Here is a 23,166-nt window from a genome sequence, read left to right as displayed (position 1 = left end):
TGTTTTTATACTTTCTGTACAACAATTTCTTCATCTACAACATCAACATGGACTTTTTCAATATGATCTTCTTCCAATATCAAATCTGTTAATGGATCTTCGATTTTGTCTTGGATGACTCTGCGAAGTGGGCGTGCTCCGAAACGTTTGTCGTAGCCCAACTTCACCAGTTCCCTTTTCGCTTCAGAAGAGATTGAAACTTCGATAACATTTTCTTCAATCGCCTCTTCCAAGTCAACGAGCATCAAGTCGACGATTTCGAGTAAATTGTCTTCGGTTAATTCGTTGAACTGTACAATCGCATCGAATCGGTTCAGGAATTCTGGTTTGAAGTAGTCTCCGAGCGTTTCAAGCATGGAGACAGATTCATGTGCGGTTTGATTGAAACCGACACTCACTTTCCTCTCACCTGTTCCGGCGTTGCTTGTCATGATAATGACCGTGTCCTTGAAGCTTACTGTCCGACCATGCGAATCAGTTAAACGACCATCTTCCATAATTTGAAGGAACATATGTTGAACATCCGGGTGCGCTTTTTCGATTTCATCGAATAACAAAATCGAATAAGGGTTGCGGCGAACTTGTTCCGTTAACTGTCCTCCTTCTTCGTGCCCTACGTAGCCTGGAGGGGAGCCGATAATTTTAGAGACGGCATGTTTCTCCATGTATTCACTCATGTCGAGGCGAATTAACGTGTCGCGAGAACCGAATAGTTCCTCCGCCAATACTTTAGTAATTTCTGTTTTACCCACACCCGTTGGACCGACGAATAAGAACGACCCAATAGGGCGATTTTTTGATTTCAACCCTGCGCGGCTTCGGCGGATTGCTTTGGCAATCCTATCGGCAGCTTCTTCTTGTCCAATCACTTTTTTACGTAGATTGTCTGATAGGTCTTTCATTTTTGCCTGTTCAGATGCCTGTAGTTTCGTTACAGGAATACCTGTTTTTTCTTCTACGATTGCCTCGATATCTTCAACTGTCACTTCGTAGATAACTTCTCTCTCTTGCTTGGCATCCTCAAGTTGTTGGCGTAATTTAACTTCTTCTTGGCGCAAAGCAGCCGCTTTTTCATAGTCTTCAGTTTCTGCTGCTTGTTCTTTTTGTTGAACAATCTCATCAATCCGCTTTCCGATTTGCTCCGCATCTGCTGAAGACTGTTTAAGATTCAAGCGTGCTCCCACTTCATCCATTAAATCGATTGCCTTGTCCGGCAAGAAACGGTCTTGGATATAGCGTTGTGATAATGTGACGAATGCGCGGATCGCTTCATCAGAATAACGTACTTCATGGAAAGCTTCATAACGGTCTTTAATGCCGTGTAAGATTGTAATGGCGTCTTCCGCATTAGGCTCTTTTACAATGATCGGCTGGAAGCGACGTTCGAGTGCAGCGTCTTTTTCAATTTGACGGTACTCTTTCAATGTCGTTGCCCCGACGAGTTGCATGCCGCCACGTGCCAATGCTGGTTTCAAAATATTCCCCGCATCCATCTTGGAGCCTTCCGCTGAACCTGCACCTACAAGAAGATGAATTTCGTCTATGAAGACAATGACGTCTTTACGGTTTTCAATCTCCTCGATTAATTGCTTCATGCGCTCTTCAAATTGACCACGAATCCCGGTGTTCGTTACAAGTGAAGCCACGTCTAAGACGTAAACTTGCTTGCTCAATAGTTTTGCCGGGACATCACCTTCATTAATTTTAACTGCGAGGCCTTCGGCAATTGCTGTTTTACCTACACCCGGTTCCCCGATAAGCACCGGGTTATTTTTGTTTCTTCTATTTAATGTCTCGATGACTCGTTTCACTTCCTGATCACGGCCGATGACCGGGTCAATTCGTCCTTCCTTGGCATCATTCGAGATATTTCTTCCAAGTTCGTCTAACAATCCATTGCCCTGATTTACATCAACTTCTCTAACTTGCGTACGGGCTTGCTGCTTGCCGTTTGCTTGGAAAAACTGGCTCGCATCAGTACCAAATGAACCACTTAGTTGCCCTTGTAGCTGTTGGAAACAGGTATGACACATATGCATCTGCATACGTTGATGATTAACCTGTAGTCGAAAGCTCATTGTCGCTTCGTTTTTACCACAATGTTGACATTTCATAATCCATTTCCTCCTTATATTGTTCGTTCATTTATGTTATTCGGCATTGACCATCTTTGACTTATATTTTCATTATACACTGACCATCTTTGACTTTCAAGATTTTTGATTGATTAATTAAGGAAATAAAAAACGGCACTACATTTTAATGTCAATTAAAACGTAGTACCATATTTGTCTAATTATAACACCTTCGCCTGTTTCAACATGAAAGCACGCAAAACTTCTGCACCTTCCATCAACTGTTCCATGGATGTATACTCTGCCGGGTTATGGCTGAGTCCGTCTTTCGACGGGACGAAAATCATGCCAGTCGGACAGAGCGCCGCCATATTCATGGAATCATGTCCCGCACCGCTTGGCATTTCGAGCCATGTCACTCCTTTTTTTTCGCAGATTGATTTCAACTCAGCCACGAGTATTTTGTCCATTTGAACGGGCTCTTCACTTGATAGTTCATCCATCCAAATGTCCAAGCCACGTGTTTTCGCTACTTCCGTTACAGAAGTTTTGAGTGTATCTACTACTCTCATTCTAGATTCGCGGTTTGTCCCCCGAATGTCAACATACAAGTCCGCGGTGCCTGGTACGACATTCATCGCACCCGGTTGTATTGAAAAGACACCAACTGTGCCGACTGTACCATGCTCAAGCTCCTCCAATGCTGCCTTTTCAACAGAAAGTGCAATTTCTGCACCTCCAAGCAAAGCATCATGACGGTAATCCATCGGGGTAGTGCCAGAATGGTCTGCAGTCCCGTCTATGTGAACATGAAAGCGGATTGGAGCTGCAATCGCAGATACGACACCAATAGCCGCCTCCTGCTTTTCAAGCACCGGGCCCTGTTCAACGTGCAGCTCGACAAATGATTTGATTTCATCTCGAAAGCGCTTTGCCAAGTGGACTTCTTCTAAATCGAGACCATTTTCTTGGAATGCCTGAAATAAAGTAACGCCGTTTCTATCAGTCAGTGAACGTGTATACGCAGGGTCAAGACGGCCTGTCATAGCTTTGCTACCTAAAGTTGAAGCGCCGAAGCGGGCAGATTCTTCACAAGCGAAAATGATGGCTTCAAGCGGATGCTCCGTTTCAACGTGTTCATCCGTTAGGGAACGCATGACTTCGAGTGCAACAAGGATACCCGCTGTTCCATCAAATTCTCCTGCAGCATAGACAGAGTCGATATGTGATCCGGTCGCAACAACAGGTAAGTCAGGAGATTTCCCCTCCCTACGCGCAATGACGTTTCCCGCATAGTCCGTACGCACTGTTAGTCCTGCAAGTTCAAATTGCCTGATCAAATAATTACGTGCGTTTCGTTCAGCTTCAGTGTAAGCAAGCCGATTGATACCCTCACCTTCATCTGAAAACCTTGCAAGTTCTTCAAATGATTGACGCAAACGTTCCAGCTTCATGGCAATTCCCCTTTTCGTTCCTTCTTTACTTAAAGTATCGCAAGTTAATTAGTGGAAATCAAACTGGTTCCATACTGGAATGGGAAATCCCACACTACCACGACAAAAAAAACGCCCAGATGAAGGGCCATCTCCCCTCTCAAGGCGTTTACATATACTCACTTACTTCACAACCGTCACCGGGCAATCCACATGTTTCATCACCTTATGACTGACACTTCCAAGAACCATCTCCTGAAATGTATTCAACCCTCGACTACCTAAGACAAGCTGATCCATTGCTTCTGCATTCACATAATTAATAATTTCCTGGCTTGGATTTCCTTTTAGCAGTGTCATTTTCGCGCTCACGCCTGCAACACGAGCCATGTTCAGTACAGGGTCCGCCTTTTGCTTTCTTTTTAGCAGAAGGCTTTCTTCATTTTGGGATAAAAGCCGCTCATCTTTCGCTTTATTGTAATCAGCGACATAGATGATATCCAATTGAGCTTCAGGATAGAGCTGGGCGAGTGCGATGGCATGCTTCGCAGCACGTAGAGCATTTTGAGATCCGTCAATGGCAACAGCGATTTTCATGTGAATTCCTCCCTTATAGTAACTTCCCGTACAGTTGTTCACTTGAAGAGTTCAGCCCTCGGATAGTCACCGTCGCTCCTTCTTCTTCAAGCTTCTGCTTCACCTTAATAATCGCTCCAACGGAAGATTCATCCCATAGTTGGCTATCTTCGAAGTCGATAATGATATCCTTTTCTTTCACATCACGGAATGATTGGATGAATTTTGTAGTCGAGGCGAAAAATAACGGTCCTTTAATCTTATATATGTTTGAATCTTGTGTAACAGTCACACGGGAAATGTTGGCGACGAAAAACAGTGAACTTAGAATGACACCGACGACAACACCGATTGCGAGATTATGTGTATACAAAATAATCGCAACAGTGATCAGCATTACGACCGACTCAGTTTTCGGCGCTTGTTTCAGAAACTTGAACGAGCTCCAATTGAAAGTCGTTGCTGCAACCATGATCATGACTCCTGCAAGGACAGGCATCGGGATTTTAACGACAACATCGCCCAAAACGATGATTAAAAACATTAAAAAAGCACCGGCTGTAAATGTGGATAGCCGCCCACGACCACCTGATTTGATATTGATCATCGACTGGCCGATTAATGCACAGCCTGCCATTCCGCCGAAAAATCCTGTAAAGAAGTTCGCGATTCCTTGTCCGCGCGCTTCCCGATTTTTATCGCTTTCTGTATCCGTCATATCGTCCAACACTTGGGACGTGAGCAATGATTCCAATAAACCGACAATCGATAACGCCAATGAATAAGGGAAAATGATTTTCAGGGTTTCCAAGTTAAATGGGATATCCGGAAGGAAGAAAGTCGGCAATGAATTCGGCATCTTACCTAAATCACCGATTGTCTGCAACGTTACACCGCTTATCAGTGCAATACCCGTCATGACGACGATTGCAATCAGTGGCGCCGGGATGGCTGTGAAAAAGCGTGGCACTGCGTAAACCAATATCAATGTCGCAATCGCAAAGATGAATGTCATTGCATCATGACCTCGTAAATAAGGAAGCTGGGTGATGAAGATCATAATACCAAGTGCATTTACGAATCCTAACATGACGGAGTTCGGGATGAAACGCATCAAGTTGGCAACCCCGAGCCAACCAAGGATGAATTGAATGACTCCTGTCAACACAGTGGCTGCTAACACGTACTGGAGGCCATGATCCGCCATTAAGTTGACAAGTACTAACGCCATCGCACCAGTTGCAGCAGAAATCAGCCCCGGCCGACCGCCTACAAACGAAGTGATGACGGCAATCGCGAATGAAGCATACAGAGCAACACGCGGATCTACGCCTACGATGAATGCAAAAGCAAGCGCTTCAGGAATTAGTGCTAGTCCTACGACAATTCCTGCTAAAATATCGGCACGAACATTTCCAAACCATTGTTGTTTCAATGTATGCAAGTCTTGTTCCCCTCTCTAAATTCTTGTTGTCTATACCATGCATACTTCCTTAAATTTGCTGTATGATCGTTTTTTATCATTTCATTATAACAGAATGAACAGTCAAGAAAGGAAAAGGATTTATAGAATTCATGCCCAAAAAGATTTCAGATGAATACAATGGATAGTATGAAAGGAGATTGAACATGGCTAATAGCAAAACGCTAAGGGAATTTCACGACCAGGCACCTTCGTTCTATGATCAATTAATAAACGGGGTTGGACCGGACTTTACCATTCCAATCCAAACAGTACCCGGACAAAATCAAGGCGGCCAAGAACGCCCGGCTTTGTTTGGGCAAAATCAACAAAAACATGGCTTTGGGCCAGTCTATGCCATTCCAACTTTTCCGTGGCAACAAGGTGGCATTCAAGGTCAAAATCAGGCTCAAGGACAAGGAAATGACAACTCGCAACAGGAACATGGGCAAAATCAACTGAATGATGATTTCGGTCCGGTCTATGCCATTCCGACTTATCCATGGCAACAAGGTAGCAACCAAGGTCAGGCTCAAGGAAGTGGACAATGGCAAAATGGGTTTGTTCCAACTATGGGAAGTCCCCAATGGTACCCAGTGTACATGTACCCCAATTCAGTCATGCCACGTTGTAAATGTTTCCCGGCCGGATACCGATAGTACAGGTGATTCATCTGAATTGGTTGCGTTTTGAAAAGAAAGAGACCCCATTTCATTTAATCGAAATGGGGTCTTCATTATTATTCAAAGGCTGTGAAATTAAGTTATTATCTCCTCTTCCAAGTTCCTCCATAGATGATGGGCTTCCCTTGCAATGTGCTCCAACAGATCTGGCGGCGATGTCGTAGCAACTGCACACTTTTTGATCAAGTCATCTAATTCCAGTTTAAATGCTTCCAAACTCTTAGCCTCTTTAATAATCATATTCTTGAATTGTGTTAGAATCGGCAACGTTTCATTCCTTGGAGTGCGTATCATTGTTTGCAACGCATTTGCTTGCAAGAGCAACCTCTCAAACTTTTGCATCATCTCTGTAACTTGGAAGTTCACTTCATAATTAGATACATCCGAGTAATGCCGTATATAGCCTAAATGATCCGCCATTTGTCTTATCCAAAAGACGCATTCGTGAATGATTGCATCCGACGGTGAAATTTTCGCACCACTTTCAATTAATTTATAAACCCTCTGGGATTCTTCAGACTCTCTTACCATGTGATCAAGAAGGGACACTGGTGTAGAAATAATCACCTCACAATGTAGGGATTTATCCATCGTGTAAGCAAGAAGACTATGAAATTCGGTAGTAGCATGATGGGCTTCGTTAAGCAACGTGCCGATATCACCCTCTTTCTTTGCCGCCTTTTCCCATACCCTTCCAAGGCGTTGAATATTGTTGAGATTCGCACGGGCCAATTCTGTTTCATAATGGCTTATCTCTCTGTCGAAAAACCGGCCATGATCATAATCGTTTCGTAACCAAAAAGCGATGATCCCATAGGTATCCCTTTCATAGTTATCCGTATACGCCATAACCCAACCTCCTTCTTCCAATATATTGGTCAAGTAACTTAAACCAATAGGAGTGTATTCATCGGCATGATTGTCCTATGCCTCCACCTTTATGAATAAAACACCGGAAATTCGACAAGTACTGTACATATCAGATAAATAATTGGAGGAGTTAGAGTGGGATCGCCCAAAAATAGTAACCCTTCGAACAATCAAAAAAACTTGAATCAATCCTTTTCCGATGACTTTGAAAAGAATCTATCTCTTATAAAAGACGCATTTTCTTATCCCACCAATCAATCACTTAAAATCCGGAACCTGACTATTCTGTCAGGGGCAAAAAATGGAGTCCTATTATTTCTTGAAGGCACTGTCGATACAAAAGCCATTGAGGAAACTATTATTGGCCCTCTAATAAAAATTACTGACATCCCTGAAGACGGGGATATCATGTCTATAATCGAGGAGAATATAGTTTTCACGACGGGTACAAAGCAAGTAGAGAAACTGCAAGATGCTGTTAAAGATTTGTTGGGCGGTAACACCTTAATTCTTTTTGAAGGTGAGCATGTAGCCTTATCTGCTGTAACGACTGGTTTTGAAAACAGAGGTGTAAGTGAACCGACAGTTGAGAACGTAGTTAGGGGACCGAAAGAATCCTTCAACGAATCAATGGCGGTCAATCAGTCATTAATCCGAAAACAGATCAATGATAACCGGTTACTATGCGAAACAAAAACTGTTGGAAATAAAGTTGTAAAAGAAGTTTCCATTATCTATATAAAGGGTGTAGTTGACGAGGAACTTTTGAATGATGTGAAAAAAAAGATTGATGAAATCGAAAGTGATTTGATCCAAAATCTGTCCATATTAGAACAATATATAGAAAGCAGAACCTTCTCAGTAGTCCCGTCAACACTTTTGACGGAACGACCCGATCGAGCATGTTCCTTTCTTTTGGATGGTCATATTGTGTTGTTAATGAATAGCTCGCCTTACGCCCTAATCGTTCCCGTCACTTTCTGGAACTTATTCCATACGATCGAAGATCAATACCTCAGGTGGGTGTATGCTAACTTCATACGCATCATTAGTTTAATCTCTATCTTTATCGCTATGTATACCCCAGCAATTTACTTGGCGGTTAGTACTTTTCACATTGAGATGTTGCCCCCAGATCTATTGTTTGCGATCGCTGCAACAAGGGAAGTCGTTCCCATTCCAGTTCTATGGGAAATCATTTTACTGGAAATCGTTTTTGAAATTCTAAGGGAAGCGGGAATTCGAATCCCTTCGGTAATCGGCCCGACGATTGGTATCGTTGGAGCACTAATATTAGGCCAAGCCGCTGTCCAAGCAAATCTTGTCAGTCCAATTCTTGTCATCGTTGTAGCGATAACGGGTTTGTCATCTTTCGTAATCCAGGATTTGAATTTAAATTTCATGATAAGACTTCTTCGTTTTGGTTTTATTTTCATCGCAAACTTCATGGGCTTTTTCGGGATATTTTTAGCTACTGCCTGCCTATTCGCTTACATGGTTTCTTTAAAATCATTCAATGTCCCATTTTTAGCCCCTTACGCTCCTTATTTTCAGTCACCAAAAGGCTTGATTCTCCGTCCTCCCGTATGGAAACAAGCATTATTCCCTTTTTACTCGAATAGCGAAAATGAAAAAAGGGGTAATACATCGAAAGCAGGTTCAACTGATGATTAAGGTAAGCAACGGCAAAATACGGAAAAGAGAATTAATGGGCGTTGTCATATTTTTTTATACTGTTCAAGTCATGGACACAACTCCAGACTTGCTATTCAAATACGGAAAGAATGCCGCTTGGATGATGCCTATAATTTCCTTTCTATTGATGTTGATACCCTTCCTTATTTTGTTAGGAATAATGAAAAGACGGAATACAGGACTTACAGAGCTCGTATTTATGCTTATGGGAAAACGAATTGGAACCTTTACCATGCTGTTATTTTTCCTCATTATCTTTAGCGCAACAGTGATCAATAGCAGGAACTATACAGACATTTTCAACACGATGTTTTATCCTAAAACCCCAGTTCCCTATCTCTATATCATGCTAATGGGGTCAAGCTTTTATATAGCGAAGCGAGGATTAGAAAACATCGCAAGGACTGCTTGGATTTTTACGCCCATATTGTTAATTTTAATGTTTTCCGTTATAGGCTTTGTATGGGAGGATATTTCATTCAACCGTATTTTTCCAATCGCCGGTCCGGGCTTGAAACCAATACTAAAAGAAAGTGCTGTCCATAGTTCTATTTATGGCGAAAGTATATTTCTCCTTGTACTGTACCCGTTTATCAAAACGTACAAAGATCTAAAATGGGGCTCTCTGATTGGATGGATAATTTCGGTTCTTTCACTTGTTATATTCATGATCGTTTACGTAGCGGTTTTTGACTATCCTGCGAGTCAAAATATCGCTTACCCTTTCCAACAAATAAATCGTTTGGCGACTATCGGAACTATTAGCCATCTTGAATCCGTATACATGGCAATTGGAACGGTGGCTTCAGCTATTCACTTTTCAATTTACTTGTATTTAGCTGCCTATTTCTTATCAAAAGCGCTACAAATAGATGAGTTTGAACTCTTGTTGCTACCGTTAACAGCGGTTTCCGTACTGGCCGGATTGATATCTCCAAACATTTTTATAGGAAGCGTACTTAGAGAATCCCTAATTCAATCAAGCTCAATAATCCTAATGCTTTTCCCGCTCGTTTTATGGCTTTTGCATCTAAGAAAAGGGAGGAAGAAAAATGAAACGGCTTAAACTATTTTTCTTGCTGTTCCCTATTTCACTCATTCTTGTAGGATGCTGGGATAAGAGTGAGTTGGAAGAAAGGGGATATGTTATCGTAATAGGAATCGACAAAAGCAAAAAAGACCATATGATTGATGTGACGTTTCAAGTCGAAAATCCGCAAGTCGGATCCTCAAGCTTAGCTACGGCACCAAACGAACCACCCAGTGATATTTTAACAATTACTGCAACAGACATTTTATCTGCAAAAGAATTGGCAAATAGTATCGTTTCAAGGAAAATTGATCTTTCACAGGTGGAGACTATCATTATTGGAGAAGCATTTGCAAAAAGCGATTACTTTCATCATATCATTGCTTCATCCACGCGCGACCCGGAAATTCGGAGAAGAATCATTATGATAGTGAGCAAGGAAAATGCACGTGAATTTATTAATAACAATCATTCCAAACTTGAGACGCGTCCACATAAATATTATTCTTTTATGAGCGACAGATGGAAGGACACTGGTTTTGTTCCGATTTCCGATTTGAATCGTTATTTTCAGAGAAGCTCAGGCGCCTTATTTTTGGCTATTTATGCAACTTCGGAAAGGGATGAAAGATATCGGGAAAGTTCCGATAATTATAAGGCTGGACAGGTTCCGCAAAAAGAGGGGGACCCTGTTCAAATGATCGGTTCTGCAGTATTAAAAAACGGTAAGATGATTGGTGTTTTAACCGGTGAGGAAACAAGAAATTCGCTTCTGTTGCGCGAAAAAAGTAAAACCCATCACTATATCGATACTTTCATCGATCCCAAAATGGAGGGTCATAGAATTTCTGCGAGGGTGGGAAAAGAGGAACATTCAAAAGTGAAAATAAATGTTAAAACAGAACCTCCAGAAGTGTTTGTCACGGTGCCATTGAAAGTTCAAGTCCTTTCAATTCCAAGTCAAATTGATTACGCAAGTAATGAAAAAAACCAGGCGCTATTAAAAGGGGAAATCAAAAAAGATCTTGAAGAAAAAATTTCAAGCCTGATTAAAAAAACCCAAAAAGAATTTGGTGCAGAGCCATTCGTCTGGTATGAAGAGGCACGCCGTGAATTTTGGACAATGGATGAATTCATAAAATACGATTGGCAGAAAAAATATCGCGATGCAGACGTAAAAGTGGATTTTGAAATTACAATTGAAAGTTTCGGCAGCCAACTAAAACCTCAAAAAACTGGACGGGGGGATTGATTGCTTTGCCTTTTCCATTGGTATTCCTGTTTTTATATGTAATGGTTTATACGGTATTTTACGGGCGCTTGATTTGGCGTTCCGGCAATAAAATTGCAAGCATGTCCATATTTTTAATGGCGGCATCGATACCCGCTCTATTGATTCGCCTGATATTTTTCAGCTAATGTTATGTAAAAACACAAAATGTGCACCTGCACATTTTGTGTTTTATTGATTATTGACGAATTGTCTTCAATGCAGTTGCCCAAGGGATAACTTGGTCCAACATTTCGTTTACTGAATTCGCTTGTACTTCAGCTGGTTTGAATTCTGTGTAGTTTTCGAAATCCGTGAACAGTGATAGTGCTGGATGTACGCGAACATCCGCAACGGATAATTCACCAAGAATGCCACGTAAATGTTCTGCCGCACGTGCGCCGCCTACTGAACCGTATGAAACGATACCAGCAGCTTTGTTGTTCCACTCTTCACGCAAGTAGTCCAATGCGTTTTTAAGTGCTCCTGTGATGGAGTGGTTATATTCTTGAACGATGAATACGAAACCGTCTTGTTTTGAGATGATCTCAGACCATGCCGCTGCACCCGGTGCGTCGCCTTCACCTAATAATGGTAATTTATAATCTGCGATATCGATAATTGTGTAATTTGCATCGCCGCGTTTATCCGCTAATTCTTTTACCCATGCTCCTACTTGTGGACTTACGCGTCCCTCACGTGTTGACCCTAAAATAATCCCTATATTTGGTTGTGTCATTATTGTTTCCTCCTCTTGTTGTGTTCCGAATAACTTACCGAAAAATCCCATTGTTTCTTTTTCACCTCCTTACAAGTACTCTTTTTCAATGTTTCGCGTACTGCGAACCGTGTCGATTGGTCTCACCATCGCTTCAATTTGCTCTCGTTTCCCTTCAAGGAATGGAGGCAATGAGAGCTTTTCTCCTACTGTTTCATATGGCTCATCGCCCATGAAACCAGGGCCGTCTGTCGCCAATTCGAACAGGACACCTGGCGCCACACGTGCATAAATTGATTCGAAAAAGAATCGATCAATGTAGCCCGATGTATTGAAACCGAATTGTCGCAACCGGTCATTCCATTCGTTCAATGATCTTGTATCTTCCACACGGAAAGCGGCATGGTGCACTGTGCCAAATCCTTGACGGCCATTTGGCAACATAATGTTATGTTCCACAATGACTTGTGCTCCGTTTCCGCCTTCCCCGACTTCGAATAAATGCAGAGATCCTTCTTGTGCAATTTCTTTGAACTCCATCGCTGTCTCAAGCACCTTTTTGAAGTAATCGAATTCCGCGATGCGTATGTGAAGTGGCCCTAAGCCGGTAATCGCAAATTCAAGAGGAACCGGACCATTTTGCCATGGTGTACCCGCAGCCACCCCTTCGTTGTTCTCATCGGAAATCAACATATACTGTTGCTCGTCAAAGTCAACGAAAGAAATGGTCTTCTTACCGAACACTTCTTTGATTCCATCATTTTTCACGTTATACTTCTCAAAGCGCTTCACCCAATAGTCCAAAGCCGCGTCGGAAGGAACACGGAATGCTGTTTTATAAATTTCATTCGTCCCATGCGTTCCTTTCGGAATACCTGGAAAGTCGAAAAATGTCATATCTGTTCCCGCTGACCCAATATCATCAGCAAAGAATAAGTGGTACGTTTGGATATCATCTTGATTCACTGTTTTTTTCACTAAACGCATGCCCAATGTATAAGTGAAGAACTCATAGTTTTTTTCCGCGCTGCTTGTAATGGCAGTAACGTGGTGAATGCCTTTTAATCCTTTCATTCTACTCTCTCCTTTTAATTATAGTTAAATATCTTTAATTCGAGATAAACATGTAAAAAAAAAAGAAAACTTTTACTCCTATATGGTTCAACATTAATAGTATGTCCAATAAATGTCTTACATTCAACTTATCTTGAATTCGAGATAATATTACCATGTTGGTTTTGGAACGTCAACAGTTTAGTTTTGAACTGGTATCTATTCAATTATAAAGAACCCACACCGCGAGCGGTTTGGGCTCTTTTGTTTATGGTTTGTTTGTTTTCCTTTGCAATATCCCCAGAAAGTTTTCTTTATAGCAGAACAGTAAATGCCCAAGGGCAAGTACTAACAGGATTGCGAGAGGAAGCAATGAATGATCGAGGAACAGATGTAGCAGAAAGATATTTGTGATAATTGGAGCCAAGATTGCAATGGCCAATGGAGTAAATTGATTAACAAGGAGCAGAATACCACATAGAATTTCCAATGTTTTTTCAACAATCAAGAGATAGGTAAATTCGAATAAAGCCATCGCTGCAGGACTCGTATCGATAAAAGGCTCCAAGCCAAAGATGACAAAATATCCGTTTATCCCCGCACCAAGAAATACGATACCTAAGAATACCCTGCTGATGTTCATCATGTTTTTCACCAGCACGTACACCTCCCTTCTGAAACCCTAATGGCCATTCGACGTGATTCCTCTATATCTATGTTATTCGTTTCTACTCCATTCATTATTTTTTAATTGAAAGATTGAATGACTGTCCCCTGCCCATCCTCTACTATCACTTCAGCAGATGCCCCGTTAATGAACGTAATTTGCGGTGGGACATGTCCGCAGTCGATATCATAGATGATCGGTATGCCTAAATCCTGGGCAAGATCTTCGTAGACGTCCTCAATATTATAATTTTCTACAGGCTGATTTGCAGGACTTCGACCAAACAGAATGCCGTAGCAATTTTCAAACCAGCCTGCGTATTTCATCTGAACAAGCGATCGCCGCAAGTCTGTAGTGGAAAGATCACAGTTCTCGAAGTACCAAATAATAGGCTCATTATTAATGAAATCTTTTCGGAAGGTAGCGATATCTCCGTAAGGTGTCCCGATAAGGTGCCGAATGACGTCCACACAACCACCCAATAGACGGCCTTTCACAGTGATAGGACCATCGGAAATCGACTTCCATTTTGTCCTTTCGGTTAAATGGAAAACCCATGGCGTTGGATTGTCATGCTGCCATTTCTTCTGATAGTTTTCGGAAGAATACTGGTTGACGGTTTCACCGTGTTTGGTTTGCAATACAGTATGCCACATCGATGTTGTCGGATCGGATTGCTCCCCACGTAAATCAACCAAGTTCGTTCCATGAGCTGTTGCGATTCCTGTTTTCAACGTCAGGGCAAGAAGAAGCACACTTGTGTCCGAGTATCCTAGGATCCACTTCGGAGGAACATTTTCGAATTCAAGATACTCCAAGATTTCGATTAATAATTCCCCGCCCCATGGAGGAAAAATCAAATCGATTTCTTCATCTTGCAACATATTATTCAATTCTTCCGCCCGTATAAGTGCGGGAGCCGATTTCGCCTTTTCTTGCGTCCATACAGTTTCCCCAATAACAGTACGGAACCCTTTTGATTCCATACGGTCTACAGCTTGTTTTACAAGCTCCTCCAGTTCTTTTCTGACCCCAGATGACGGGGCAGTAATGCTGATAGTTGCGCCATCTGGCAAATAAGGATATCTAATCATCGTCCAACTCCCCTTTCCTTTTCCTGATTATAGCAATCTCGTGTTTGGATTGGTATGAAATATTAATTAATTTCAAAAATGCCTGCCGCCGATAAATACCGGAAGCAGGCATCGACCATATCAACTTGCTATCACCTTAAAAACACATTCTCCAGTTCACTCCAATTGACGAATAAATAATAATCACCGTCGAATGTATAATAGATTTTATTTACTTTAGGATTCTTGAAAACCGCTTCATTCAAAGCAGGGATCAGTTTACCAAGATCCTCCCATGCCAAAGAACCGACCAGCTCTCCGAAATGTTGAAAGTCCACAACGGCAATTCCCTCTTCATTCAAATAAGCTCCCTTTAACGTGTCCTTCAGCCTGGCTTCGAATAAATCCTCTCTAGCTAAAACTGTTTCGACTTCATTTTCAATACGAAGATCTCTCTCGCCGAATTCGTCAACATTGATTATGGCGCCGTATTCGACGTCCGTCAGCTCCGGTGCCTTAAGTTCAACAACTTGTAACACCGAATCCTCCCCGCTTTCTTTTGGCATTTGCCATGTGGCCATGTTACCGCGAATTGTAGGAAATTCACCTTCACCGATCATCTTCGTTTCTTTCCGAACAAGTGAATACACATAGATTTTTTGGTTGCTTTCCCAAATTATAAAATCTTCACCGATATCAAAGCTGTTGATATCTCCTTTAAACACTTCAGTTTCTTTCCAAGCGAATTCCACAGGCATTTCAACAAGCATTACAACAAGCCTTGTTTCATTCGTCTCGGTCTTTTCCTGCCATACGACATATTCATCATTCACCTTCGGGAACATGAGCTCAAACTTATTCGCTGTCCTTGAGTCCACTTGACGTCGATCCAGCAAATACTTGGCGAATTCATATCCTCCGAAGTCGGACCAAACAAGATAATGATCCGAAATTTGTGGGAACGTCGCAAAATACGTAGTTTCATCGACCGTTACAAGTTCACGGGTATCCAAATCGTACAATTGAATCGCCACTTTATCCTCTTCCGCTACAGGCTCAACCCAAGTCAACAAGTTATTATGAGTGCTAAGGGAAAGTCGTGGATTCACGATATGCGGATTTCCATAGCCCGCAACCTGTTTGGAATAGCGGATAAGATTTTTCTCGTTTGTACTTCGGTTCAGCGCATAGATTCTCCATTCAAATTCGCCATCCACAGTACCGGAATCAACCCACGTAATCCAATCATCATTCACTTGCCCATCAGTTAATTCCCCGGCTATTTCCGATTGGAATGTTTCCCCGAACCGTTGAGTTTTCAAGTTATACTCGAACAAGTCAAAGTCGAATGAACCGGAATCCGGAACATTTTCGCTCCCCGACCAGATGACCGTATTGCCATGGATGTCTTGATAATGAACTTCTTTCTGCCCTGTTTCAATTGTGTAGCGTTTCCAGATGAAATTCTCCATATCCACAGCTTCTTCCTTTGGCAACGACAATGGTGGGCCAATTTCTTCGGGAGGTTCTTCATTTGCGAAAAAACCGAGTTCTTTTCCTGCGATTCCGCCTAATATGACCAGGAATGCACAGATGGAAACTGCAGTGAGGAACGCCGGCAACGGATTGAAACGTTTCGCCCGGGCACCGCTTTTCATATTCTTTATTCCATTTCGAATCCGACGCTTATCCTGTTCTGTGAAATAATCGTCCTCCGAAATGACTTTGTCTAATTTTTCATCCAATCCCTTTAACTTCTCATCCATTAACCTCACCTCTTTCCATTTGCTCCAACGACTTCCTCAACTTCTCCCTACCCCGGTGCAGCCTCACTTTTACTGTACTTTCGCTAATGGCTAAAATTTCGCCCACTTCTTTAATTGATAAATGCTTATAGTAATAAAGCAAAATCACTTCCCTATATGGCATCGCCAACTTGAGAACATGATTGACAATCCACTCACTCTCGAACTTTTCAAGGACTTCATCGTGAGGTCCTCGCCGGTTTGATTTCAAAAATTCCTTTATATTTTCCTGCACGGTCATCTTTCGTACATGCCAGCTTTTCAAGTGATCTTTGCATTTATTAATCGCGATAGAATAGATCCATGTCTTTATCGATGATTTTCCTGCGAATGAATCAAGCTTCAAGTAAATAGTTATGAAAATCTCCTGCGTCAAGTCTTCCGCCGCAGAATGGTCTTTTACGTATGTAAACACAAGCCGCTTAATCTCTTCCCCGTATTCATCCATGAGAAATTCAATCTGCTCATCTCTGCCCATTTCTTCCCAATCCAACTGCCCCATGTCCTCCCCCCTTCCTTACACGTTAGACGACGCTCGATTTGTATCGGTTACAACAATTATGCCTGCTCCCGGCAAAGTTCTGTGCCGGGGCAGGCATAAAGTTTCATTTCTTTTCCATTTGATCCGCCACTTGCTTTGACTGTGAATCTCTTTCATTGCGCAATTGGTCAATGATGTTGTTATAATCGGTTTCATTACGGTTTTGGCTTAATTTAAATGCAGCCTGGATCTCATTTACTTTGACCTTAAAACCGACAATACCTTTCAGTTCCCTATCTAAAAGCTCTGGAGAAAGTGTATCCCAAAGGACAGCATTTTCACGATGACCCTCGTATTTCTTGAGCAACGCTGTCAAATCCTCTACCAACTCTTCTTCCGTTAAGATGATAGCTTTGCCATACATATGAACTGCTTGATAATTCCAAGTCGGTACATTTTCACGCGAATACCAAGAAGATGAAACATACGCATGCGGACCCTGAACCATGACAAGGACTTCCTCGCACGTTTCGAACGTTCGCCACTGCGGATTGCCATAAGCCATATGCCCGGTAACATACCATTCATCGTCTTTTTGAATGAACTGGAAAGGCAAATGCGTTGCAACCGGTCTTCCTTTTTTTGTAGTGACGAGCGTTCCGAAAGAATTTTCTCGGACAAAATCCCGGATTTCATTCATATCGGTAACTTTGAATTGTTTTGGAATGTACATCTAATCACTCTACTTTCGTCATGCGCTAACCACACACCGTTGTGTTCATCCTATCCCACGATTATTTCTTTTGAATAATCCCGAAGCTTACCCCAGTCGGATCGACTAAATAAGCAAGAAAAAAATCATCGAATTCCATTTTTTCTCTAACGACCATGGCACCATTTTCTATTGCCTTTTCAATTGCAGCGTCAATCAAGTCCACTTCTATCTGAATCCGGGTACCATGCGGGAAATCATGGGGTCCCTTTGCAATCCCCCCATAATCGTTCTATCATAATAACAATTATTCCAAATTTCAGTCATTTAAACAAGTATTTTTTGCTGAAATGATTCACGCCTAGTGAACCGTAACGTCCTAAAAGGAAACTTCCCGTTAAAATGCAAAAAAGCCAGCCACCAACACAAATTAGATTCGTGTAGGTAACTGGCCCTAATATTACTTCTTTTCTATTACAGCAAAATAATTATCCTCATCATCGGCAAAATTGAAAACTTTTCCTGTAGGCAACTCCATCATCTCGCCAGTCTTAACATCTTTATTCTTAAGATCGTTGTATAACTCGTCAACATTATCTGTAAAGAACATTAACGAAGGTGTCCCAAGATTCAATTCAGGGCTCATTTTAGCAATGAACTCTTTATTGTGGATAACGATACTTGTCCCCCCGCCCTCCGGAGCAACCTCGATCCATCGGAAACCTTGTCCGTTATCTTCTTCACCGATTACTTGGAACCCCAATTTCTCCGTAAAAAAGCTACGTGATTGATCCTGATTTGTAACGTATAACATGACTTGCCCCAACGTATGAATCATTTTCTTCCACTCCATTTTATAAGTTGTTGGCACTTAAAATTAAGTGCCTAATCAAATACTACAGGATACTATCTGAAATGCAACGGACATAACTCATATTGATTTTCCATACAGTTAACAGAGGGGAGGAGACTAGTGTCGAGCTTGGATATTTTACTTTTGAATCAACTGACATGGAATTGGCCGTTGCTTATTGCCGTAACTTGCATTTCTTCCGTATATCTCCATTTCGTACATCGATTTGCAAAGGCGGAAATCACACGTCTTCAACCTATCTCCTTTTTTACAGGTTTTGGATTGTTGGTACTTGTTATCGGAAGTCCATTCGCCACCATCAGCCACCTATCATTCAGCTTACATATGATGCAAATGAGCATTCTTTATTTCATCATTCCTCCACTTATCTTATTAGGTATTCCAGAGCAGTTAGTTGGCACCCTGCCTCGTTTAAAAAGGCCAAGGTGGTTTAACATTCCCCGTATTCCTCCAAACATGTCCCTTTATACATTTGCCGGCCTGTTTTTTCTTTATCATACACCTATTATTCTTTCAACCTTAGTGAGTATTCCGGCTTTAAAATACAGTTATTTGCTGATTTTATTCACTCTTTCATTCGGCATGTGGCATCCGATTGCATCACCAGTCCCCTTGCTTAGAAGATGCACATGTAAATTGAAACGGTATGCCTTCATTAGCGGTGTTGCTATCACGCCGGCTTGCCTTTTATTCATCGGAACCGCTATTTTAGGATTTACGAGCAATCCACTTTTACTCCAACTCGTCGCCCATCTTTGTGGTCCCTCTTTTACAGAAGCCTTTCCAATCGAATTACCGTGGCCATTTAACACGCGTTACGATCAAATTCTATCGGGCTTTCTCATGATGGGGATACATAAGTTTAGTTTAGTTATGGCGCTCCGACTTGAGCGGAAAGTATCATCTCGCTTTTACGAAGAACTGGAAAGGGAGATTGGACGATGTAAATGATGACTACGCCGTTCGGTATGGTCATGTTTTAATCGTACTCCTTTCTCCAACTCTGTCGCATAACCCTCGTCGCGATATCTGCAACGCGAACCGGAATAGGCAGTCGACTTTCTGATCCGGTTAGCAATAGGGTTATCCTTGTCGAGGATTCCATGTCAATTTGATTACCAGGGGAAATATAGACCGGTTTTACTCCTTCTGATGTCCGAAGAACACGGCCGATTGTTTCCCCATTCACGACAATATCAGTTTTACTACCTTTCTCCTGTGCAGGCTCGTTTAACTCCGAATCACCGACTTTAAGATATGTTTTGGCAACTCCAATAGTTGGGGTTCCAAGGAAAAAGGAGGCATGCGTTGCGATTCCCATTTTCCTTGGATGCAGTATTCCATTGCCGTCGAATAGAAATAGGTCGGGTGTATTTCTTAACTTTTTTGCCGCCTCGATGATTAAAGGCAGTTCACGAAATGCAAGATAGCCCGGCATGTATGGAACTGTAATATGACCGCGGCTCTCTGCACGCTCTATGACCTCCATCGTAGCGAGGTCGAAAACCGCAATATGACTGAAGCCCAGCTCTTTTCCATTCTCGCTTGAATAGGCTACATCCACTCCGGCGACGGTCTGGATATCATGAAGATAGAGGGGTTGGCTGACATCAACTTTATGGGCCAACTTTTCCTGGATGGAAATGAATTCGTCGGGATTGATATTAAGCGGATGTATAGGATGAATTTTCAATTTCCACCACTTCTCCTTTGCCACAAGCATAATGCTTATACTGAACAATGTGCCCAGCTCCCCCATTTTTAAAGGCAAAAAAGATCCATTCTTCTATATAAAAACGTAGATGCTATTTTTTTGAGCGCGAAATATGAATCTTGAGCGCAGCAGCTACTTTCGAACAAAAATGTAAGTTACGGTGTTCGTTTTGTTCGCTATTTAAATGGATGCCCCCTATGCTGCGCGGTATGATGGAGACATCACGATCAGATGATTTGGGGGAACAGGCGATGGATATAGTTGTGCAGGCGACAGGAATTCAAAAAGTATATGGCACAAAATCGAATTTAATTTCTGTGCTTGAGGATATCGATTTTACCGTACAAGAAGGAGAATTTGTTGGCATTATGGGGCCTTCGGGTGCCGGGAAAACTACGTTGCTTAACATTTTGGCTACGATTGATAAACCGACCTCGGGAAGTGTACGTATAAACGGAACTGAGATTACAAGTTTGAGCGATGAACCATTATCCGAGTTTAGACGTTCAAGATTAGGGTTCATCTTCCAGGATTATAATTTGCTTGATTCATTGACGATACGGGAGAATGTCATGTTACCTATGACGTTTTCCAATAAATTTGGTGGGACGACAGACTCCAGGATTGATGAAATTGCTGGCAAGCTTGGCATAGGGGCGATTTTGGACCGATATCCTTTTGAAACATCCGGAGGGCAAAAACAGCGGACCGCTGCTGCGCGGGCGATTATCCATAATCCGACGCTCGTTCTTGCAGATGAACCGACCGGTGCATTAGATTCAAAAGCATCGATGGATCTTCTATCGGCATTTCAATTGATGAATAATGAGTATGGGACGACAATTTTGATGGTTACCCACGATGCATTTGCAGCGAGTTATTGCGATCGTGTCCTTTTCATGAAGGATGGTAGATTGTTTACCGAGATTGTGAAAGGCGATAAAGATCGGAAGTGGTTTTTCGATCGGCTTGTGACGACCATATCAACCTTAGGGGGCGGCAGTTATGACATTATATGATGTCGTCTTCAAGAACATAAAATATAATATCCAGAAGTATTTTATTTACATCGCTTCCCTCACCTTTAGTGTTCTCATTTATTTCACATTCGTTTCATTGCAGTACAATGAGCAAATCAGCGAGGCATTTGCACGGGAAGATAAAATGGGTCCTCTTTTGACAATCGTTTCAGTTTTTCTATCTTTGTTCATCATGGTGTTTGTCTGGTATTCCAATGCATTCTTCATTACAAACCGTAAGCAGGAGATTGGGCTTTATTCATTAGTAGGCGGTACGAAAAAGGAAATCGGGAAAATGTTATTTTACGAGAATATGTCATTGGGCGTTCTCGCGTTAGTCATTGGTATCGGGCTTGGACAATTATTCTCAACATTCTTTAGTATGATTTTACTCAAGGTGATGGGATTTTCATTGGTTGTTCATTTCTCCATACAGCCGGCGGCCATCATACAGACTGCGCTTGTTTTCCTATTCATCATGTCCATTACATCAATCCAAGGCTATTTGATCGCCTACCGTTTTAACTTAATAGAGTTGTTTCAAGCGAAACAAAAGATGCAGCAACAATGGAAGCCGTCTTACATTCTTGCAGTGCTTGCGGTCGTGTTGATCGGCTTCGGGTATTGGAGCCTTTTACATGCATCCGAATCAAAAAGCTGGACCGATCATTTCGGTAGGAATTTCACGATGATTTTGGCTGTCCTTGTCATCGGTTCCTATTTGCTTTTTCATACAGGCAGCGGATTTCTCGTTCATATATGGCAGAAAAGGAAAAAATCCTATCAACGCTGGAAGAACTTGTTGACGCTCACACAATTGAAAAGTCGGCTACGCAGCAACGGTCTGCTTTTAACTATCATTTCCGTGCTGAATGGAGTAACACTCGTAGCATTTGGTTTTGCTTATACAATTTACTTTAATACACTGCAAACACTTGAGGATCATGTACCGTTTAGTTATCAGTTCGGCGCGCAGTCGGATCTTACCGATAATGAAATGACAAAGATTCTTGAAACCCACAAGGAGCATGCGGTCATCTTTGATGAAACATTCGAGTATTTGGTAGTTTTAGGGTCGGCAAATGGGCTTGACTCAGTGCCGGGCGGCTTTCTTTATTACCGAGACTCTTTCTCGGTGCTGTCAATTTCAACATATAATTTGCTGGCTGGAAAACTTGGACGGGCTCCAATAGATACTATCCAAGGAGAAAATGAAACAGTCATATTGGGAAGGAATTTCATCGGTTCACAAAAGAAGGATGAGAATGTCGGCAGTAGGTTATCACTTATCAGTCCAGAAGGGGAGCTTCCATTTCATATTATCGGCAATAAAGTGGAAACACTCTTTTCATACAATGTACAGCCATCCGTATTGATTGTGAATGATGGTATATATGAATATTTGAAAAAAGGTGGTGCGATTCATACGACCCGGGTCATAAAGGTCGATAATCAGAAGGAATCCGGTCGATTGACAGCCGACTTGAAATCCGTCTATGAATGGAACGGGACGGAATCGGAGTGGTTCGAGCCGGATAAGGGCTTCTATAGTTTTTCGGAAAGTTATCAAACAGCGCAATCCATATACGGCCTGCTCATCTTCCTGTTCGGCTTCATGGGGCTTGTTTTTTTAGTGGCAACGGGCAGTGTTATTTATTTCAAAACATTGACGGAGGCAGCGGAGGATCGAAAGCGTTACGAAATTTTACGTAAAATCGGACTGAGCCGGAAGAAGGTAAAGGTGCTGATTGCAAGACAAACATTTCTTTTATTCCTTCTCCCTCTCCTTGTAGGGATTGCACATAGTTGCACCATCCTTGCAGCACTCTCTAATGTTATGGATATCAATTTCATCTATCCTGTTTCAATCAGTGTCCTTGTGTATACATGTCTATATGGACTTTATTACCATTTGACCGTTTCAACTGCAAATAAACTGGTGAATTCATGAATAAA

At 42.0% G+C, this 23,166-nt stretch carries 21 protein-coding genes and 1 pseudogene; 7 read left to right on the top strand and 15 right to left on the bottom strand.

Annotated features, from left to right (window positions below):
* Nucleotides 1–5: 5 nt before the first annotated feature.
* The 4 genes from P5G49_RS13360 to P5G49_RS13345 all read right to left on the bottom strand — a co-directional run bounded on the left by P5G49_RS13360 (nt 6) and on the right by P5G49_RS13345 (nt 5,528).
* The gene (locus P5G49_RS13360) at nt 6–2,114 is read right to left on the bottom strand and encodes an ATP-dependent Clp protease ATP-binding subunit (RefSeq protein ID WP_301244528.1); all 2,109 of its coding nucleotides are present in this window, start codon (nt 2,112–2,114) and stop codon (nt 6–8) included.
* Nucleotides 2,115–2,296: 182 nt separating this feature from the next.
* The gene (locus tag P5G49_RS13355; RefSeq protein ID WP_301244526.1) at nt 2,297–3,529 is read right to left on the bottom strand and encodes a M20 family metallo-hydrolase; all 1,233 of its coding nucleotides are present in this window, start codon (nt 3,527–3,529) and stop codon (nt 2,297–2,299) included.
* A gap of 162 nt (nt 3,530–3,691) precedes the next feature.
* Nucleotides 3,692–4,105, bottom strand: a complete 414-nt coding sequence (locus P5G49_RS13350) for a universal stress protein (protein ID WP_301244524.1) — start codon at nt 4,103–4,105, stop codon at nt 3,692–3,694.
* 13 nt (nt 4,106–4,118) lie between these two features.
* Nucleotides 4,119–5,528 (bottom strand): SulP family inorganic anion transporter, encoded by a 1,410-nt coding sequence (locus P5G49_RS13345; RefSeq protein WP_301244522.1) that lies wholly within the window; start codon nt 5,526–5,528, stop codon nt 4,119–4,121.
* Between the two features lie 185 nt (nt 5,529–5,713).
* On the opposite strand from P5G49_RS13345, the gene P5G49_RS13340 reads away from it, so the two are divergent.
* Complete coding sequence (locus P5G49_RS13340) at nt 5,714–6,205, top strand: hypothetical protein (protein WP_301244520.1); 492 nt, start codon at nt 5,714–5,716, stop codon at nt 6,203–6,205.
* Nucleotides 6,206–6,304: 99 nt separating this feature from the next.
* Here P5G49_RS13340 and P5G49_RS13335 read toward each other — a convergent pair whose 3' ends face one another.
* Entirely contained in the window at nt 6,305–7,078 is a 774-nt protein-coding gene (locus P5G49_RS13335) for a DUF2935 domain-containing protein (RefSeq protein ID WP_301244518.1), read from the bottom strand.
* Between the two features lie 156 nt (nt 7,079–7,234).
* Here P5G49_RS13335 and P5G49_RS13330 point away from each other — a divergent pair, with 156 nt between their 5' ends.
* The 3 genes from P5G49_RS13330 to P5G49_RS13320 are packed head-to-tail and all read left to right on the top strand — an operon-like array spanning nt 7,235 to nt 11,076.
* On the top strand, nt 7,235–8,773 hold the full coding sequence (locus P5G49_RS13330) for a spore germination protein (protein WP_301244516.1): 1,539 nt from the start codon (nt 7,235–7,237) through the stop codon (nt 8,771–8,773).
* The gene (locus tag P5G49_RS13325; RefSeq protein WP_301244514.1) at nt 8,766–9,860 is read left to right on the top strand and encodes a GerAB/ArcD/ProY family transporter; all 1,095 of its coding nucleotides are present in this window, start codon (nt 8,766–8,768) and stop codon (nt 9,858–9,860) included. Before P5G49_RS13330 ends, P5G49_RS13325 begins: the two co-directional genes overlap by 8 nt.
* Nucleotides 9,847–11,076 carry a Ger(x)C family spore germination protein gene (locus P5G49_RS13320; RefSeq protein WP_301244512.1) on the top strand — a complete coding sequence of 410 codons (1,230 nt, stop codon included), beginning with the start codon at nt 9,847–9,849 and terminating at the stop codon, nt 11,074–11,076. The genes P5G49_RS13325 and P5G49_RS13320 overlap by 14 nt, the downstream gene beginning before the upstream one ends.
* A 217-nt stretch (nt 11,077–11,293) precedes the next feature.
* Here the strand turns inward: P5G49_RS13320 and P5G49_RS13315 are convergent, their stop codons facing one another.
* The 9 genes and pseudogenes from P5G49_RS13315 to P5G49_RS13275 form a co-directional block, all read right to left on the bottom strand.
* Nucleotides 11,294–11,884, bottom strand: coding sequence for an NADPH-dependent FMN reductase (locus P5G49_RS13315; protein WP_301244510.1), 591 nt, complete (start codon nt 11,882–11,884; stop codon nt 11,294–11,296).
* A gap of 18 nt (nt 11,885–11,902) precedes the next feature.
* Nucleotides 11,903–12,886 (bottom strand): ring-cleaving dioxygenase, encoded by a 984-nt coding sequence (locus tag P5G49_RS13310; protein ID WP_301244507.1) that lies wholly within the window; start codon nt 12,884–12,886, stop codon nt 11,903–11,905.
* Nucleotides 12,887–13,133: 247 nt separating this feature from the next.
* On the bottom strand, nt 13,134–13,511 hold the full coding sequence (locus P5G49_RS13305; RefSeq protein WP_301244655.1) for a DoxX family membrane protein: 378 nt from the start codon (nt 13,509–13,511) through the stop codon (nt 13,134–13,136).
* A gap of 101 nt (nt 13,512–13,612) precedes the next feature.
* Entirely contained in the window at nt 13,613–14,626 is a 1,014-nt protein-coding gene (locus P5G49_RS13300) for a S66 family peptidase (protein WP_301244505.1), read from the bottom strand.
* Between the two features lie 131 nt (nt 14,627–14,757).
* Nucleotides 14,758–16,371, bottom strand: a complete 1,614-nt coding sequence (locus P5G49_RS13295; RefSeq protein WP_301244503.1) for a hypothetical protein — start codon at nt 16,369–16,371, stop codon at nt 14,758–14,760.
* Nucleotides 16,364–16,912, bottom strand: coding sequence for a sigma-70 family RNA polymerase sigma factor (locus tag P5G49_RS13290; protein WP_301244501.1), 549 nt, complete (start codon nt 16,910–16,912; stop codon nt 16,364–16,366). The genes P5G49_RS13295 and P5G49_RS13290 overlap by 8 nt, the downstream gene beginning before the upstream one ends.
* A gap of 103 nt (nt 16,913–17,015) precedes the next feature.
* Nucleotides 17,016–17,624 (bottom strand): FMN-binding negative transcriptional regulator, encoded by a 609-nt coding sequence (locus P5G49_RS13285; protein ID WP_301244499.1) that lies wholly within the window; start codon nt 17,622–17,624, stop codon nt 17,016–17,018.
* Between the two features lie 61 nt (nt 17,625–17,685).
* Nucleotides 17,686–17,886: pseudogene (locus P5G49_RS13280) on the bottom strand (VOC family protein); the annotation flags it as partial.
* 177 nt (nt 17,887–18,063) lie between these two features.
* Nucleotides 18,064–18,441, bottom strand: coding sequence for a VOC family protein (locus P5G49_RS13275; protein WP_301244497.1), 378 nt, complete (start codon nt 18,439–18,441; stop codon nt 18,064–18,066).
* 135 nt (nt 18,442–18,576) lie between these two features.
* Between P5G49_RS13275 and P5G49_RS13270 the strand changes: the two genes are divergently transcribed.
* Nucleotides 18,577–19,428: a cytochrome c oxidase assembly protein gene (locus P5G49_RS13270; RefSeq protein WP_301244495.1), complete on the top strand. Its 852-nt coding sequence runs from the start codon at nt 18,577–18,579 to the stop codon at nt 19,426–19,428.
* A gap of 28 nt (nt 19,429–19,456) precedes the next feature.
* Here P5G49_RS13270 and P5G49_RS13265 read toward each other — a convergent pair whose 3' ends face one another.
* Nucleotides 19,457–20,170, bottom strand: coding sequence for an endonuclease V (locus tag P5G49_RS13265; RefSeq protein ID WP_301244654.1), 714 nt, complete (start codon nt 20,168–20,170; stop codon nt 19,457–19,459).
* Between the two features lie 272 nt (nt 20,171–20,442).
* Here P5G49_RS13265 and P5G49_RS13260 point away from each other — a divergent pair, with 272 nt between their 5' ends.
* Nucleotides 20,443–21,210, top strand: a complete 768-nt coding sequence (locus tag P5G49_RS13260) for an ABC transporter ATP-binding protein (protein ID WP_301244653.1) — start codon at nt 20,443–20,445, stop codon at nt 21,208–21,210.
* Entirely contained in the window at nt 21,197–23,161 is a 1,965-nt protein-coding gene (locus tag P5G49_RS13255) for an ABC transporter permease (protein ID WP_301244493.1), read from the top strand. The genes P5G49_RS13260 and P5G49_RS13255 overlap by 14 nt, the downstream gene beginning before the upstream one ends.
* Nucleotides 23,162–23,166 lie beyond the last annotated feature (5 nt).

The organism is Sporosarcina highlanderae, from assembly GCF_030433715.1.
Lineage (GTDB): Bacteria > Bacillota > Bacilli > Bacillales_A > Planococcaceae > Sporosarcina > Sporosarcina highlanderae.
Note: the sequence above shows the minus strand (reverse complement) of the source record. Positions and strands in the feature narration are given on the sequence as shown.